This window comes from Fodinicola acaciae (assembly GCF_010993745.1).
Classification (GTDB): Bacteria; Actinomycetota; Actinomycetes; order Mycobacteriales; family HKI-0501; genus Fodinicola; species Fodinicola acaciae.
In genome coordinates, this window is record NZ_WOTN01000002.1 from 838789 (window position 1) to 855770 (window position 16982).

The 16982-nt window shown below is 68.0% G+C and carries 13 protein-coding genes; 9 read left to right on the plus strand and 4 right to left on the minus strand.

The features are described 5' to 3' along the window. Positions 1-18: 18 nt before the first annotated feature. Positions 19-1548, minus strand: a complete 1530-nt coding sequence (locus tag GNX95_RS19325; protein ID WP_163508802.1) for a phytoene desaturase family protein — start codon at positions 1546-1548, stop codon at positions 19-21. Positions 1549-1568: 20 nt separating this feature from the next. Here GNX95_RS19325 and GNX95_RS19330 point away from each other — a divergent pair, with 20 nt between their 5' ends. The 4 genes from GNX95_RS19330 to GNX95_RS19345 all read left to right on the plus strand — a co-directional run bounded on the left by GNX95_RS19330 (position 1569) and on the right by GNX95_RS19345 (position 8339). Next, positions 1569-2312: a phosphotransferase gene (locus GNX95_RS19330; RefSeq protein ID WP_163508803.1), complete on the plus strand. Its 744-nt coding sequence runs from the start codon at positions 1569-1571 to the stop codon at positions 2310-2312. A 44-nt stretch (positions 2313-2356) separates the two neighbouring features. Then, complete coding sequence (locus GNX95_RS19335; RefSeq protein ID WP_163508804.1) at positions 2357-3571, plus strand: ROK family transcriptional regulator; 1215 nt, start codon at positions 2357-2359, stop codon at positions 3569-3571. 83 nt (positions 3572-3654) lie between these two features. Next, complete coding sequence (locus GNX95_RS19340; protein ID WP_163508805.1) at positions 3655-7101, plus strand: alpha-N-acetylglucosaminidase TIM-barrel domain-containing protein; 3447 nt, start codon at positions 3655-3657, stop codon at positions 7099-7101. An 80-nt stretch (positions 7102-7181) separates the two neighbouring features. Then, complete coding sequence (locus tag GNX95_RS19345) at positions 7182-8339, plus strand: acyl-CoA dehydrogenase family protein (RefSeq protein WP_163508806.1); 1158 nt, start codon at positions 7182-7184, stop codon at positions 8337-8339. On the opposite strand, the gene GNX95_RS19350 is transcribed toward GNX95_RS19345, so the two are convergent. After that, the gene (locus tag GNX95_RS19350; RefSeq protein ID WP_246281674.1) at positions 8336-8689 is read right to left on the minus strand and encodes a CoA-binding protein; all 354 of its coding nucleotides are present in this window, start codon (positions 8687-8689) and stop codon (positions 8336-8338) included. The two genes, GNX95_RS19345 and GNX95_RS19350, sit on opposite strands and share 4 nt — an antisense overlap. 133 nt (positions 8690-8822) lie before the next feature. Here GNX95_RS19350 and GNX95_RS19355 point away from each other — a divergent pair, with 133 nt between their 5' ends. The 4 genes from GNX95_RS19355 (at position 8823) to GNX95_RS19370 (ending at position 13457) form a co-directional block, all read left to right on the plus strand. Beyond that, entirely contained in the window at positions 8823-10286 is a 1464-nt protein-coding gene (locus GNX95_RS19355) for an MDR family MFS transporter (protein WP_163508808.1), read from the plus strand. A 1-nt stretch (position 10287) separates the two neighbouring features. Continuing rightward, complete coding sequence (locus GNX95_RS19360; protein ID WP_163508809.1) at positions 10288-10809, plus strand: SigE family RNA polymerase sigma factor; 522 nt, start codon at positions 10288-10290, stop codon at positions 10807-10809. Further along, the gene (locus GNX95_RS19365) at positions 10809-12011 is read left to right on the plus strand and encodes a hypothetical protein (protein ID WP_163508810.1); all 1203 of its coding nucleotides are present in this window, start codon (positions 10809-10811) and stop codon (positions 12009-12011) included. The genes GNX95_RS19360 and GNX95_RS19365 overlap by 1 nt, the downstream gene beginning before the upstream one ends. A 138-nt stretch (positions 12012-12149) precedes the next feature. Then, positions 12150-13457, plus strand: coding sequence for a cytochrome P450 (locus GNX95_RS19370; RefSeq protein WP_222853757.1), 1308 nt, complete (start codon positions 12150-12152; stop codon positions 13455-13457). On the opposite strand, the gene GNX95_RS19375 is transcribed toward GNX95_RS19370, so the two are convergent. After that, complete coding sequence (locus GNX95_RS19375; RefSeq protein WP_163508811.1) at positions 13454-13972, minus strand: DUF3558 family protein; 519 nt, start codon at positions 13970-13972, stop codon at positions 13454-13456. The genes GNX95_RS19370 and GNX95_RS19375 overlap by 4 nt on opposite strands. 162 nt (positions 13973-14134) lie before the next feature. After that, positions 14135-15460, minus strand: a complete 1326-nt coding sequence (locus tag GNX95_RS19380; RefSeq protein ID WP_163510115.1) for a UDP-glucose dehydrogenase family protein — start codon at positions 15458-15460, stop codon at positions 14135-14137. A 279-nt stretch (positions 15461-15739) separates the two neighbouring features. On the opposite strand from GNX95_RS19380, the gene GNX95_RS19385 reads away from it, so the two are divergent. Then, positions 15740-16897, plus strand: coding sequence for an acyl-CoA dehydrogenase (locus GNX95_RS19385; RefSeq protein ID WP_163508812.1), 1158 nt, complete (start codon positions 15740-15742; stop codon positions 16895-16897). The last annotated feature ends 85 nt before the right edge of the window (positions 16898-16982 follow it).

The following is a 16982-nucleotide window of genomic DNA, read 5'->3' on the forward strand; positions in this document are numbered from 1 at the left end:
GGCCGAAAGGTTTAGGCCCTAGGCGGTGAGGATGGCCATGGCGGCGTTGTGGCCGGGGATGCCGCTGACGCCGCCGCCTCGGATCGCCCCGGCGCCACACAGCAGGATCCGGTCGTAGGAGGTCTCCACACCCCAACGGCCGACCTGAGCCGGATCTCGCGCGTACGGCCAGGAAAGGTCGCGGTGGAAGATGTGGCCGGCCGGCAGGCCGAGCTCCGTCTCCAGGTCGAGCGGCGTTTTCGCCTCGATGCAGGGATTTCCGGACCCGTCGCGGAGCAGGCAGTCCTCGATCGGCTCGGCGAGCACCGAGTTGAGCGAGGCGATGGTCGCGCGCAGAGCCACGGCTCGGGCGTTGTCGTTGTCGTCAGCGAAAAGCCGCGCCGGCATGTGCAGTCCGAAGAGCGTGAGCGTCGCGAGGCCGGCTTTCTGCTCGGCGGTGCCGAGAATCGACGGGTCCGTCAGCGAGTGGCAATAGATCTCGGCCGGCGGCAGCGTCGGGATCTGACCGGCCGCGGCCTGTGCGTACGCGGTCTCCAGCTGGTCGAAGGTCTCGTTGATATGAAAGGTGCCGCCGAAAGCGTCGACTGGATCGAGGTCACGCTGCCGCAGCCGAGGAAGTCGCGACAGGACCATGTTGACCTTGAGTTGCGCGCCTTCCGGAGCTTCGGCCGGCTCCTCGCCGAGCAGCCGCGCGAGAGTTTGCGGCGCGACGTTGGCGAGCACGTGGCCGCCGTGCACGACGTGTTCCTGATCGTCGTGCCGATAACGCACCTCGCCGTCCGGTGTGATCGACAGGGCCTCGGCACCGGTCACCAGCTCGGCGCCGGCCGACCGCGCGACAGCGGAAAGCGAGCCGGTGACCGCGCCCATGCCGCCGACTGGCACATCCCAGTCGCCGGTGCCGTTTCCGATGAGGTGATAGAGCAGGCAGCGATTCTGTTTCAGGCTCGGCTCGCCGGCGGAGGCAAACGTGCCGATCAGTGCGTCGGTCAGCACCACGCCGCGTACGGTGTCGTCGCCGAAGCGGTCCGTCAGCGTCTCGCCGATCGGCCGCTCGAAAAGCATCGACCACGCGTCCTCGTCGTCGATCCGAGCGCGCAGCGCGTCTCGACTCGGCAGCGGCTCGGTGAGCGTGTCGAAAATCCGCTCGGCGACTCGTCCGGTCTGCCGATATAACCGTTGCCACGCCGAGAAATCCCGGTCGGATCCGGTGATGGAGCGAAACGACGCGGCGGTCCGGTCGGTGTTCGCCGTGTCGACGAGCAGGCCGTCGTCACCGGTCGGCGTGTACGAGGAGATGCGTCGCCGGCGCAGCGTCACGTCCAGGCCGAGGTCGGCGATGACCTTGCGTGGCAGCAGGCTCACCAGATACGAATAGCGCGACAGTCGCACGTCGACGCCGTCGAAAGCGCGAAACGACACCGCGGCGCCACCGACGGCGTCTTTACGCTCCAGCACCAAAACCGACCGGCCGGCGCGGGCCAGATAGCTCGCCGCGACCAGGCCGTTGTGTCCGCCACCAACGATAACCGCGTCGTATCCAGTCATGTTTCGACAATAATCAGTGCATGGAGCGACTGGAAGGTGGCAACGCGGCGGGTGCCGTCCGCATCGGCGATACGGTACGCCGGCCGATCGGTCCGTGGACGCCGTCGGTGCACGCGCTGTTGGCACACCTCGAAGACAAGGATTTTCCCGGTGCGCCGCGCGTCCGCGGGATCGACGCGGAGGGCCGTGAGGTGCTGACCTTCCTCGACGGCGAGACGATCGGCGACCGGAAGCCGTGGCCGCGCTGGGTCCACGCCGAGGAAACGCTCGACCAGGTGGCGACCTGGCTACGTGCGTATCACGAGGCGGTCGCCGATTTCGTGCCGCCTGACGCGGCGATGTGGCGCTATAACCGGAAATGGCGGCCTGGCCTGATCGTCGCGCACAACGATGCCGCACCATACAACGCCGCCTGGCGCGACGACCGGCTGGCCGGCTTTTTCGACTGGGATTTCGCCGGACCGGTCAGCAGGGCCGCCGATCTGGCTTTCGTCGCCTTCAGCTGGGTCCCGCTGCACGCACGTCAGGTCGTGGCGGCGGAGGGCTTCACCGATTTCGCCGGTCGCCGCCGGCGTCTGGAGCGTTTCCTGCGATCGTACGGCTCGCCGTGGGAGCTGGCCGAGATCGTCGAGATCATGCGTCAGCAGATACGCGCGCACGCCGATGACATCGCGGCGGGCGGCGATCCGCTCTCGGTGAAGATGGCGGGTCAGGGCGTCGCGGACAACCTCAACCAGGCGATGGCCGAGCTCGACCAGCTCTGACAGGGTAGTTTTGGAGAGGTCTTGCGTATGTGAGAGGGGCGTCGGTGGAGGCGAGCAGCAGTCCGGCGTTGTTGCGGGAGATCAACAGTGCTCGAGTGCTGTCCGCCTTGCGTCAACACGACGCACTCCGGCTGACCGAGATCGGCGAGCTGACCGGCCTTTCCCGGCCGACCGTGGCGCACGCGGTGGAACAGCTCGCGAAAGCCGGGCTGGCGCAGTACGTTGAGGCCGAGCAGGGCCAGATGGGCCGGCCGGCTCGGGTCGTACGGTTCTGCCGGCGTGCCGGTTATGTGCTGGGCATCGACATCGGTCCGCACAAGATCCTCGCGATGCTGGCCGACCTGACCGGAAACGTGATCGCGCGCAACCGCCGCGACGACGACTACGCGCGCTCCGGCCAGGAGGTTTTGGCGGCCGTACGGCAAACCGTCACGTCTCTGCTGCGGGACGCCGACGTGGCGCGCAACCAGGTGTGGTCGGTGACGGTTGGCACGCCGGGCATCGTTGACACGCGGACGAAATCGGTGACCTTCGCGCCGAGTTTGCCGGACTGGAACCAGATCCGCCTCGCCGAGGTGCTCAAGCGGTCGTTTTCCGCGCCGATCCAGGTGGAAAACGACGTCAACCTCGCGGTGATCGCCGAGCGGTGGCGCGGTGTCGCGACCGGTGTCAGCACGGTCGTGTTCATCCAGTGGGGTGCGCGGATCGGTGCCGGCCTGGTGATCGGCGACCGGTTGCACCGCGGTGCCGGCGGGATGGCCGGCGAAATCGGCTATCTGAGCGTGTTGGACGGCCAGGGCGGCGTGACCCCGGACGAGTCCGGGATGGGGCCGCTGGAAAGCAAAGTCGGCGCCGGGGCGATCATCGACGCGGTCGGCAACCGGCGGCGGCGCGGCCGGCGAGCGGACCGGCGGTCGGAGGAGTTGGACGCCGCGGCGGTGTTCGCCGCCGCGCGCGAAGGGGATTCCGCTGCCGCACAAGCGATCGACGAGGTCGCGGCACGGTTGGCTCGCGGACTGTCGGCTCTGTTGCTGGTGTTGGACCCCGAGATGGTGGTGCTCGGCGGTGGCGTCTCGACCGCCGGCCAGCCGCTGCTGGCCGCGATCGAGCGGCACCTTGAACCGCTGGCATTGGCGCGGCCGGCGCTCGCCTTGTCGGCACTTGGCGACGAGGCGACCGCGCTCGGCGCCGTACGGATGGCCCTGACCGACGTGGAAAGCCGGCTGCTGCCGGCGATGCCGGCCAACCTGTCCAGCTGAGGTCACCGGCTTGACCCGCGTACGTGCTGATGGATGAATGACTTACGAAAGGTGTCTTCAATAGTCGGCGTTGGGGAATCGACATGCGCGCCAGGTCAGCGGTCATCGCTCTGTTTCTCCTGCTCTGCCTCGCGCCCGCCCCGGCCACGGCGGCGAGTCCGGCCGGTCCGGCCGCTCGCGCGCTCGCCCGGCTGGTCGGCGCCTGGCACGCCAGCCAGGTCGACTTCCGGCCGATGGCGAAAAGCAACGGCAAGGACGTCTTCCGGATCTCCACCAGCTATGGCCGGCTGGTGGTCGCCGGCAGCACGCCGGCCGTCCAGTTGACCGGCTTCGGCTGGTATCTCCAGCACGTGGTGCATGCCTCGGTTTCGCTTGAGGGCAGCCAACTCCGGCTGCCGGCGCGGCTGCCGCTGCCGGTCGCGCCGGTCGAACACGCGGCCGTCGTGGCGAACCGCTTCGCTCTCAACGACACCAACGAGGGTTACGCCAATCCGTATCTCAGCTGGCAACAGTGGCAGCACCGCATCGACGTGTTGGCGCTGCTCGGCATCAACGAAGTGCTGGTGTACGAAGGCCAGGAGGCCGTCTACCAGCGCGCGTTCCAGCAGTTTCATTACACCGCCGCGGAAATGCGCGGATGGATCCCGCAGCCCGGCCACCAACCGTGGTGGTTGCTGCAAAACATGTGTTGCGTGTCCAGCCCGATCTCGCAGCAGCTGATCGACCGCCGGACCGTGCTCGGCCGGCGGATCGCCGACCACCTCCGCGAGCTCGGCATGACGCCGGTCTTCCCCGGCTATTACGGCACTGTGCCGCCACGGTTCGCCGAGAAGAACCCCGGTGCGCGTACGGTCCCGCAGGGCACGTGGGCCGGACTGGAGCGACCCGACTGGCTCGACCCGACCAACCCGTTCTTCGCCAAGGTGGCGGCCGCTTTCTATCGGGCGCAGACACAGCTTTTCGGCGCCAGCGCGATGTACAAGATGGATCTGCTGCACGAAGGCGGCACAGCTGGTCCGGTCGACGTGGCGGCCGCGTCCAAGGCCGTCCAGCAGGCGCTGGAAACCGCGCATCCCGGCGCCATCTGGGCCATCCTCGGCTGGCAGAGCAATCCGCGCCAGGACACGCTGAAGGCGGTCGACAGATCGAAAATGCTGATCGTCGACGGTCTCTCCGAGCAGGCGAACGTGACCGATCGCGACCGCGACTTCCTCGGCACACCGTATGCCTTCGGCACCATCTGGAACTTCGGCGGGCACGCCAACCTCGGCGCCAGCCTCGCCGCGTGGAACCAGAAGTTCCACGCCTGGCTGGCCAAACCCGGCTCGGCGATGAACGGCATCGCGCTGATGCCGGAGGCGATCGACAACAATCCGGCCGCCGTCGCGTTCTTCGCCGACCTGGCCTGGCAACCCGCCGCCGTCGACCTCGACGCATGGTTTGACGACTACGCGACCTCGCGCTATGGCGGAGTCGACGCGCATGCCAGAGCTGCCTGGCGGATCCTGGAAAACACCGTCTACAGCATTCCTCCGGAGACCACGACCAAATATCCGACCGCGCTCTACGACGACGAGCCGAGCCTGACCGACACCGGCTCACCGCTCGGCTACGACCCCGACACGTTCGCGTCCGCGCTGACCGAGCTGCTGCAGGTCGCGCCGGAATTGCGAGCGAGCAGCGCTTATCGTTACGACCTCGTCGATGTCGGACGGCAGGCGCTGGCCAACGACAGCCGTGTCCTGCTGCCGAAAATCCGGTCCGCGTACGCGGCACGCGACCTGACGACATTCCGGCAGCTGACCGCACAATGGAACCAGCGCGTGCAGCTGATGGACAAGCTGCTCGGCACCGACCCCAACTTCCTTTTCGGCAGCTGGCTTTCCGACGCGCGGGCACAGGCGTCCTCGCCGCAGGAGGCGGCGACGCTGAACTACGACGTACGCTCGCTGGTCACGCTTTGGGCCTCCGAAACGGATCTGCAGGACTACGCGCGCCGTGAGTGGAACGGTCTGGTCGGCGACTATTACGCGAACCGCTGGAAGAAATACTTCGCCAGCCTCGAAGGCGCACTCACCTCCGGCCAGCCGCCGGCGAAGATCGACTGGCACGCGGTGGCCGAGCAGTGGTCACGCAGCTCGACGCGCTATCCGGACCGGCCGCACGGTGACGCGTACGCGCTGGCCAGCCAGGTCGCCGACATTCCCTCCGGTGCTTTGTCCCTGACCGCGACGCCCAAAGGCGTGGCGCCAGGCGGGTCCGTACGCCTCACCGCGACTTTCCAGAACCAGAGCCAACTTCGCGCCGCGCGGAGGGTCCAGCTGAAGATCGCCGCACCGGCCGGCTATGCGGTCACGCCGGTCACGCCGACCAGCCAGGACGTGCCCGTCGGCGGGACGTTCGCCGCCTCGTGGACGATAACCGTGCCGGCTGACGCAAAGGCAGCCGCGACGCCGACGATAACCGGCTCCGCGTCATGGACATCCGGTCAGCAGGTCGCGTCAGAATCCGCGTTGACACATCTGCTCGTCACCGGTGACCTCGGTCAGCCGTATGCCACGGTGTCGCACAACGACGCTGGTTTCGCTCAGTCCGCGGACGGTTTCCTGATCGCCGGCGGCGGCGCGGACCTGTGGCTCGACCGCAACGAGTTTGGCTCCATCTATCGGAAACAGGCGCTCACCGACGGCCAGGCGGCGATGACTCGGGTGACGGCACAGGAAAACACGTCTCCGTACGCTCGTGCCGGCCTGATCGCGAGCAATGACCTGGCCGGCGGCCTTTCCGGTGGTTACGCGAACATCGCGGTCACTCCGGAGCGCGGCTGCGTCTTCAGCTGGGACTCCGACGGAAACGGCACGCTGGACAAGCATCTGGAGGCCGGCGGTTTCACGGCGCCGGCGTACGTGCGGCTCGGCCGCAGCGGCGACCAGATGAGTGGTTCGTGCAGCAGCGACGGGAAAAACTGGACGGTCGTCGGGGTGGCGACGGTGCCAGGCGGTGCCGCCGCGGAAGACGTCGGCATGTTCATGAGCGCGGTCAACGCCGACACGAGACAGACCGGCATCGCGCAGTTCAGCGGCATCGACCTCGGGCCGTACGCGCCGCTGCCGACCACGCCGGCGACGGTTGTCAGCCTGAAGAAACCGGTGACCGCGCTGTCCGAGGAGGCCGGCAACCCGGCGGCCGCCGCGAACGACGGCAGCAGGTCCAACTATCCGTACTGGGGAAGCCGGCTGGAGTCGGACGGCACCTGGTGGCAGGTCGACCTCGGCACGGTTTCCGATGTCTCCAACGTCAACATCCGCAACTACGTGGACGGCAGGCGGTTCTACACCTACCAGGTGCTCGGCAGCCTGGATGGTAAGGTCTACTTTGTCATCGGTGGCAAGGAAAACACCGATCCGGCGACCGACGCCGGTGACACCTTCCGCACCGAAGCACACGCGCGGTATGTGAAAGTCGTCGGCCTCGGCAACTCGGCCAACTCCAGTTTCCATCTCACCGAGGTGACCGTGTCGGCCCGATAAGGCACCAAAACCAGTGCTGGCGCGCACCGCACTGGAAACCGTCCCCCCGCCGCTGCTACAACGGCAGAGAAGGGGAGACCATGAAATCCACACTTGTTCAGACCGCGCGCGCCCTGGTGCCGCTCCTGCGCGAACACGCGGCGGCCGCCGACCGGGATCGCCGGCTGGCGGCCGAAACCGTCGCGGCGCTGCGTGATGCTGGCCTGTTTCGGCTGGCGGTGCCACGAAAGTACGGCGGTCACGAGGCGGACATCCGGACGATCGTCGGCGTCACCGCCGAGCTCGCGCAGGGATGTGCGTCGGCGGCGTGGGTCACCATGATCCTCGCCGGTGCGAGCTTCGTCGCCGCGCATTTTCCGGCGCGTACGCGCGAGGAGATCTGGGCCGCCGGCGCCGACACCACGGTCTGCGCGAGCACGTCGACGACCGACGGCGTGGCTCGGCGCGTGGACGGCGGCCTGGTGGTCAGCGGACAGTGGCATTACGCGTCGGGTGTGCATCAGGCAACATGGGCCCTGCTGGCTGGTGCGTCGCTGAAAGGCACCGACGACCGCGTCGTCTCGATCGTGCCGGTTTCCGAGCTGCGGATCAAAGACACCTGGCAGGTCGCCGGAATGCGTGGCACGGCAAGCGACACGATGGTGGCCGACGAGATTTTCGTGCCGGAGCACCGGCAGTTTTCCTTCGCCAGGCTGATGGCCGATTACCTGGACGAATACGCCGACGAGCCGCTTTACCGTACGCCCACGCCGTCGTTGCTGGCGATCCTGCTGACCGGACCGATGTTGGGAATGGCCGAGGCCGCGCTCAGTCACGTTTTGGCCGCTGCCAAGACAAAACCGCTGATGTTGACGACGTACGCGCGACAGGCCGACGCGCCGAGCGTCCAGCTCGCCATCGCCGACGCGACCGCGCTGATCGACACCGCGCGGCTGCACGCGTTCCGGTCCGCCGGCGACCTCGACCAGGCCGCGCGCGACGGCGTACGCCTCGACACGGTCGTCCGCGCGCGAATCCGGATGGACACCGGCTATGCCGGCCAACGACTGCGTGACGCCGTCGACCTGCTCCTCAACGTCAGCGGTGCCGGCAGCTTCGCCGAGGCCAATCCGCTGCAGCGCATCTGGCGCGACCTGGAAACCGCGTCACGCCACGTGCAGGCCAACACCAACGTCAGCCGCGAGATCTACGGCCGCGCCCTGCTCGGCGTCGAAGAGAAAGCTGTCCTCGTCATCTAACGAGGGCCGTGCGCGGACCATTCGATGGCCGGACAGTGGTCCATCACCACGTCCAAGCCGGCGTCGAGCGCGCGATCGGCGGCGGCCTCATCGATGACGCCGAGCTGCATCCACACCGCCGCGGCCTTGATGTCCACGGCTTCGTCGACATGCGCGCCGGCATAGCGCGCATTCCGGAAAATGTCGACGACATCGACAGGAAACGGAATGTCGGCGAGCGTACGATAACCGTCCTCGCCGAGCACCGGCGCGCCGGTGGGATTCACCGGTATGATCCGCTTTCCTTGCCGCTGCAGGAAAGCCGCCACACCGTACGCGGCACGGCTGCGCGTGCCGGTCAGCCCAACCACGGCCCACACCTCACGCCGGAGCACCCGTTCGATCGTTTCCGCGTCACCTCTGGCCACGTACGACACAACAACGCAGGCCACGCCGGGATTCCGGTAGGGAATCGGTGCGGACTCAATTAGGTTGAACCTCATCATGGTGACTTCCGAACGCGTCGACAGAGCCAGCGTCGGGTTACGTTCGGAACGGGGCCCGGTCCTGCTCGCGGTGATGCTGAGCGTCGGCCTCGTCGCGATCGACTCGACCGTGCTGGCGACCGCGGTGCCGGCAGTGGTCAGGGATCTCGGCGGTTTCACCCAGTTTCCGTGGCTGTTCTCGATCTATCTGCTGGCGCAGGCGGTGTCGGTGCCGATCTACGGCAAGCTGGCCGACCTGCGCGGCCGCAAGCCGATGATGCTGGTCGGCGTCGGCCTGTTCGTGGCCGGCTCGATCCTGTGCGGGGTGGCCTGGACGATGCCGGCGCTGATCGCCTTCCGGCTGGTCCAGGGCCTCGGCGCCGGCGCGATCCAGCCGATCGCGATGACGATCGTCGGCGACATCTACACGGTGGCCGAGCGCGCCAGGGTGCAGGGCTATCTGGCCAGCGTGTGGGGCCTGTCGGCGGTGATCGGGCCGACGTTGGGCGGCGTGTTCTCCGACTACATCTCGTGGCGCTGGATCTTCTTCGTCAACATCCCGCTCGGGCTCGCCGCCGCCTGGATGCTGGCGCGCCGCTTCCACGAAAACGTCGAGCGTACGGTCTCGCACCGGATCGACTACGCCGGCGCCGTCCTGCTCGCGGTCGGCGGCTCGCTGCTGCTGCTCGGCCTGCTGGAAGGCGGCGTGATGTGGGCCTGGGACTCGCCGGTCAGCGTCGCGGTGCTGGTGACCGCGGTCGTGCTGCTGGTCGCGTTCATCCTGGTCGAGCGGCGCGCGGCCGAGCCGGTCATGCCGCTGTGGGTCCTCGGCCGGCGCGTGCTCAACTCCGCCAACGCCAGCGCGCTGCTGGTCGGCGTGCTGCTGATCGGTCTCACGACGTACGTCCCGTTGTACGCGCAGGGCGTCCTTCACACGAGCGCGCTGGTGGCCGGGTTCGCGCTCGCCGCGATGACGCTCGGCTGGCCGCTCGCGGCGTCGCTGGCCGGCCGGCTGTATCTGCGGCTCGGGTTCCGTACGACCATGCTGCTCGGCGCGGTCATCGTCACGATCGGTGCTGGCATCCTGCTCACCGTCACCGCGGCCAGCTCGGTGCTCCACCTCGCCTTTGCCTGTTTCGTCGTCGGCCTCGGCCTCGGCTTCGCCTCCTCACCGAGCGTCGTCGCCGCGCAGGCATCGGTCGACTGGCGGAGCCGCGGCGTCGTCACCGGCGCCAACATGTTCGCGCGGTCGGTCGGCAGCGCGGTCGGTGTGGCCGCGTTCGGAGCCGTCGCCAACAGCATGGTCGCGGCGAGTGTCGGCAGCGGCCATCCGCAGCTGGAGCACCTGTCCGGTGAGGTCCTCGCGCCGGCGGTCCACAGCGTCTATTACGGCGCGGCCGGTGCCGCGCTGGTGCTCATCGTCGCCGTCGCCTTCATGCCCAACCACCCGCAACGCGATCAGCCGGCCGAAGCGTCCTCGTAGTGTGACCACCTCATCAGATGACGAGAGTTTCGTGGCTTTCGTCGCCGAGCACTCGGCGGCGTTGCTGCGTACGGCGTACATGCTGGTCGGTGACCGGGGCAAGGCCGAGGACCTGTTGCAGACTGCGCTGACCAAGACCTACCTGCACTGGGGACGCATCCACGACCGCGGCGCTGCGGTCGCGTACGTACGACGGGTGCTGGCGAACACCGCGACCTCCTGGTGGCGGCTGCGGTCGTCGTCCGAGCAGCCGGTCGCGGTGTTCCCTGATCACGCGGCACCGGATCCGATCGGTGCGCGGGACGACCAGCTCGAGATGTGGCGGCACCTTCAATCGTTACCCCGACGGCAACGGACGGTGCTGGTTTTGCGCTACTACGAGGACATGACCGAGTCGGACATCGCCGACGCGATGGGGATTTCCCCCGGTGGGGTGAAAAGCCTGGCGTCGCGTGCGTTGGCCCGGCTGCGCACCCGGTTTGGCGACGCGAGCGCGAACCTCGTTCCCGGGGAGGTGTTCTGATGGCCGACAGGACGGAAACGTTGCTGCGTAACACGATGGTCGAGCGCGGAGCCGAGGTGGGCGGTCCGCCGCTGGACGGGCGGGACATCGTACGGCGTGGCCGGCGTGCGCGGAAAACGCGGATCTACGCGGCGATGAGCAGCATCGTCGTGCTGGTCGTCGCGGTTCTCGCCGGCGCGATGACGCTGGCCCCCTCCGGCGGCACGGACATCCAGCCGGCGCACCTGCCGCTCACCTCCAACCCGAAGATCGTCTCGATCCTGAAAGGCACGCTGTTCCTGCCAAGCGGAACCAAGGTGACACTGCCCGCGCAACAGCAGAGCGAGAGTCCCTGGGAGATCGCACCGGTCCGGGGCGGCTGGCTGGTCAGCTCCTCCAACCGGATTCTCCTGGTGGACACCGCGGGCAAGGTCAGTCCTTTCGCCTCCGGTCCCGCCGAGGTGTACCTGAACGCGGTCCCCTCGCCGGACGGACGTGAGGTCGCGCTGTCACAGGACAACGGGCAGGGCAACGCCTTCGTCAGGGTGTACGACGTCGCCACCCACAAGGTGCGAGGGGCCACCTCCGCCGATGCTCCGGTCTCGAATGGCTCTCGGGCGCATGTCTTCGGTTGGTACGGGGACTCGGTGATCCTCGGTGTCGCGCCGTACAAAGGACTGCCGCGCGTCGGTCTCTGGGATCCGAAAGCCGGTCCGTGGGACCGTACGATGACCGACCAGCACATCGGGATCGTCCAGGGCATCGCGGCCGGCAACCGGGTGCTTGGCTACACGTGGCAGCAGGACAACGGCACCGCCTGCGTCGGCTTTCTCGAGCCCACCAGCCAGGGGTTCGTCCTGTCCAACTCCGTCTGCATCCCGGATGTCGTGACGCAGGCCGATATCGCCCCGTTGGTTTACCTTGCTCCCGGCGGAAAACGGCTGGCCGTCACGGCGGTGTCGGAGTCGAAGGCGACGGTCGTGACCGTCGACGGTGACCGGCTGACCGTCGGGGAAACCCTGAGACTGCCGGACCGTTTCCAACAGACGAAGCTGGTCTGGGAGGACGGGACGGACCTGATCGCGCTGGGAAACCCAGCGTCGACGCCAAAAGACGCGGTGTGGCGGTGCTCCGGCGAGACGGGTCAGTGCGCGAGCGCGGGTGTCACGGTGCCGCCTGACGCCGACCTCGGTCAGTTCACCGCCGCTCCGGCCAGACCCTAGGGTCTGTTTCGAAGTCCCACGTGGATGAGAGCCGAGATCCAAACGCCGGCAGGCGGCCCGAGAAAGATGTGACAGCGGCTCGGCTGTCGCCGCGTGGGACTTCGAAACAGATCCTAGTAGTGTTGGGACGAGGTAAGGGTGGATGATGTCGTGTTGAACGGACCGCCGGCCGGCGTCGAGACCGCGTGGTGGTGGTATCGGATCGCCCGCGATCCCCTTGGCACGTACGGAAAACTCGCGCGCAAATATGGCGACGCGGTGCGGCTGCGATACGGCCTGAAACAGTCGGTGTTGCTGTTGTCCCGGCCGGAGTTCGCCGAGCACATCCTGGTCGCCAACCAGGACAACTACGTAAAGTCCTTCACCTACCGGCCGCTGCGGACGTTCCTCGGCTCTGGCCTCCTGACCAGCGAAGGTGAGGTGTGGCGCCGGCACCGCCGGCTGGTGCAGCCGGTCTTCGCGCACCGCCGCATTTCCGCGTTCGCGCCGGCGATGGTCGAGGCGACCGACGCGGCCGTCGGCCGCTGGCGGGCCGGGCAGGCGCTCGACTCCGCCGCGATGTTACGCAGGCTGACGCTCGACATCGTCGGTCGCGTCCTGTTCGGCGCCGATCTCGGCGGTCACGCCGACCGGCTCGGGGTGGCGCTCGGTCAGCTGCAGCACCGGGTTTTCGTCGCCATGTTCCTGCCGTCCGGTGCCGAGCCGGCGTTGCGCGCGGCGGCTCGCCGGCCGGCCGGCGAGCTCGACCGGTTGGTGCGTACGGTCATCGCCGAGCGCAAGCGCGACGGTGGCGGGGATCGCGCTCCGGACCTGCTCGACCTGATGATGTCGGCGGGGGACGGCGGTGGGCTGACCGACGCCGAGCTGCGCGACGAGGTGCTGACGCTGATGCTCGCCGGCCACGAGACGACGGCGGCCACGCTGACCTGGACTTTCCTTCTGCTGTCCCGATTTCCGGCGGCGCGCGAGCGGTTGGAGGCCGAGGTCGACGCGATCGGCCGGCCGCTGCGGGCCGACGATCTGGACAAGCTGCCGTGGACGCGCGCGGTGCTGTCCGAGTCGATGCGGCTCTATCCGCCGGCCTGGACCGTCGAGCGCGATGCCGTACGCGCCGATTCCGTTTCCGGCATTGACATCCCAGCCGGCGCGACGGTGGTCACCTCACCGTATCTGATCCACCGCCGGCCGGACCTGTGGCCCAATCCAGAAGGGTTCCAGCCGGAGCGTTTCCTTGAGAAAACGCCAAAATACGCCTATCTGCCGTTTGGTGGCGGCAAGCGGATCTGCGTCGGCGCCGGATTCGCGACGCAGGAGTCGATGCTGGTGCTCGCCACCATCGCGCGCACGCACCGGCTGGACCTGCTGCCAGGTGTGACGGTGACACCGCGGGCGGAGATCACCCTGCGTCCGGCCGGTCCGGTGCCGATGCGCGTCTTAGCTCGTTAGAGCTTGGGCAGCACCTTCGCTGCGACCGCTTTTTCGCCGGCCAGCTGGATCTGCGGATGCGCGGTCTCGCTGTATTTGACGGTCACCAGATACGTGCCGTGCAGCACCCGCAGGTCGCCGTCGCCGCCGTAGTACGACCCGTCGCCGAGGCCGTCGACCGGCTTGGCCGAGGAGTCGAGTTTCTGCGCCGAGGCAAAGGCTTCCTTCGTCGTGTGCGCGAGCGTCACGCGTACGACCAGGAAAGCCGGGTCGAGCGTCCACTCGCACGACACGATGTCGCCGTCGTTCGCTGGAAAATGCTTGGAGACCGGCTTGCCGACCGCGACGCTCACGTCGTTGTCGGTGACGAGCGCACAGGGGTCGACCGGGGCGGCCTGACTGGCCGACGACTGCGCCGAGGCCGGGCCGGTCTTGGCCGGCTGGGGGACCGCTTCCAGTGGTGGCTTTGGTTGCAGGAGGCCGCATCCGGCGAGCGCGACCGCGGCCGCGCCGACCAGGAGATGACGAGGTTTCATGACCGAAAACGCTAAGGCCGAACACCGCTCACCCGGCAAGCCAACGGTCCCAGCGGCGGGCACCTTCCAGGTCCCGGCAATCGCCCTTTCAGGCACCCGTACGCGAAAGCGCCCCTTCCCGTGCATCCAGTGCACGGAAAGGGGCGTTCGGAAAAGCTGGGGCTACGGCCGGCCGAGGCCGCGGTATTCCCAGTTGGCGGCCCGCCACAGCTCCGGGTCGAGGCAGTTGCGGCCGTCGACGATCCGCGGCTTGGCGACCACCTGAGCGAGCGCGACCGGGTCGGCGTGCCGGAACTCCTCCCACTCGGTGAGGACCACGACGACCTCGGCGTCCTTGGCGGCCTCGTCGAGCGATGCCGCGTACGACACCTCCGGCAGGTCGCGGCGGGCGTTCTCGTTGCCCTCCGGGTCGTACACGACGACCGAGGCGCCGGCGTCGTGGATCTTCCGGGCCACCGCGAGCGCCGGCGAGTCGCGTACGTCGTCGGAGTTGGGCTTGAAGGTGGCGCCGAACACCGCGACCTGCTTGCCGGCGAGCTTGCCACCGACCAGCTCGGCGGCCAGGTCGACGACCCGCTGCCGGCGGCGGTTGTTGATCTCGTCGACCTCGGACAGGAAGTTGAGCGCCTGGCCGACGCCGAGCTCCTCGGCGCGAGCGCGGAACGCGCGGATGTCCTTGGGCAGGCAGCCGCCGCCGAAGCCGACGCCGGCGCGCAGGAAGCGGTTGCCGATACGCGCGTCGTAGCCGATCGCGCGCGCGAGCTGCGTCACGTCCGCGCCGGCCGCCTCACAGACCTCCGACATCGCGTTGATGAACGAGATCTTGGTGGCCAGGAACGAGTTGGCCGAGACCTTGACCAGCTCGGCGGTGGCGAAGTCGGTGACCACGACCGGGACCTCGCGGTCCTCGGCGGCGGCCAGCTCGTACACGCCGCGGTAGGTCTTGTCGAGCATCTCCTTGGCCCACTCGGTCTTCACGCCGAAGACCAGCCGGTCGGGCCGCAGCGTGTCCTCGACCGCGAAGCCCTCGCGGAGGAACTCCGGGTTCCAGGCGACCTCGATCTCTGCGTGCTCGGGCGCGTGCTCGGCGATGAGCTGCTCCACCCACTCGGCGGTGCCGACCGGCACGGTCGACTTGCCGACCACCAGCGCGCGGCCGTGGATGTTTTTCACCAGAGAGGTGACCGACGCCTCGACATAGCGCAGGTCGGCGGCCAGCGACCCCTTCTTCTGCGGGGTGCCGACGCAGACGAAGTGCACGTCACCGAACCGCGCCGCCTCGGCGTAGTCGGTGGTGAACCGCAGCCGGCCGGTGGCCAGGTTGCGCTGCAGCAGCTCGTCCAGACCGGGCTCGTGGAAGGGCACCTGACCGTCGGACAGCTTGCCGATCTTCGCCTCGTCGACGTCCACGCCGAGGACGTCGTAACCCAGCTCCGCCATCGACACGGCGTGGGTGGCACCGAGATAGCCGGTGCCGAGGATGGTCAGCCGAGGGCGCTGGGGTGTGATGGGTGGCACGCTGGGGAACCTCCGTTGGCTTCAGCGTCTAGGGGAGCCTGGCGTGGCGGTTGTGCCGCTGCTGGTAGGCGCCGCTGGTTGGAACGTGGTGTCGCCGGACGAGGATAGACGCTGCCGCTCGAGCCATCCGAGCCCGGGAGTGTTACTTGCCGGTAGTCTGTGACCTGAGTCATCGACTTGTCGCACTGCGTGGGGCTTATCGTCACGCTAGTTTCAGATTCTCGCATATTGGTTGAAGAGGAGCCTCCCGTGGATCCGTCCTTCCCCACGTACACCCTGACCGACGACCACGAGGCCGTACGCGAGGCCGTGCGGGAGATCGCCGAGAAGGCCATCGAGCCGTACGCCGCCGAGGTCGACCGCGACGCGCGCTTTCCGCGGGAGGCGCTGGACGCGCTGACCTCGTCCGGCTTCCAGGCCGTGCATATCCCGGAGGAGTACGAGGGCGCCGGAGCCGACTCGATCGCCACGGTCATCGTGATCGAGGAGGTGGCCAGGGTGTGTGCTTCGTCATCCCTGATCCCGGCGGTCAACAAGCTCGGCTCGATGCCGGTGATCCTGTCCGCCTCCGAGGAGCTCAAGCAGGAGGTGCTGCCGCCGGTCGCGCGCGGAGAGGCGATGTTCTCGTACGCGCTGAGCGAGCGCGAGGCCGGTTCGGACGCGGCCGGCATGCGTACGCGCGCGCGTCTGGACGGCGACAGGTGGGTGTTGAACGGCACAAAGTGCTGGATCACCAACGCCGGTGTGTCGACCTATTACACGGTCATGGCGAAGACCGACCCGGACGCCGGCGCGCGCGGCATCTCGGCTTTCGTCGTCCACAAGGACGACCCGGGCTTTTCGGTCGGTACGCATGAGAGCAAGCTCGGCATCAAGGGCTCGCCGACCTGCGAGATCCACTTCGAGAACTGCGAGATCCCGGCCAACCGGATCATCGGTGAGCCCGGCACCGGTTTCGCCACCGCGATGCGTACGCTCGACCACACGCGGCTGACCATCGGCGCCCAGGCGGTCGGCATCGCGCAAGGCGCCATCGACGCGTCCATCGCCTACATCAAGGAACGCAAGCAGTTCGGCAAGTCGATCAGCGAGTTCCAGGGCGTGCAGTTCATTCTCGCCGACATGGCCATGAAGACCGAGGCGGCGCGGCAGCTGATCTACGTGGCGGCGTCCAAGGCCGAGCGGCAGACGCCCGACCTGACCTTCTCCTCGGCCGCGGCGAAGTGTTTCGCCTCCGACACCGCGATGGAGGTCACCACCAACGCGGTGCAGTTGTTCGGTGGATACGGCTACACGACCGACTTCCCGGTCGAGCGGATGATGCGCGATGCCAAGATCACCCAGATCTACGAGGGCACCAACCAGATCCAGCGCATGGTGATGGCCCGCCAGTTGCTGCGCAAGTAGCCCAACAAATCGAACGTCCTCGCGCTTCCGCATCTGCAACCACTTATGGTTTGATAAGTGCTCATCAGATCGTAAGCGAGGTGGG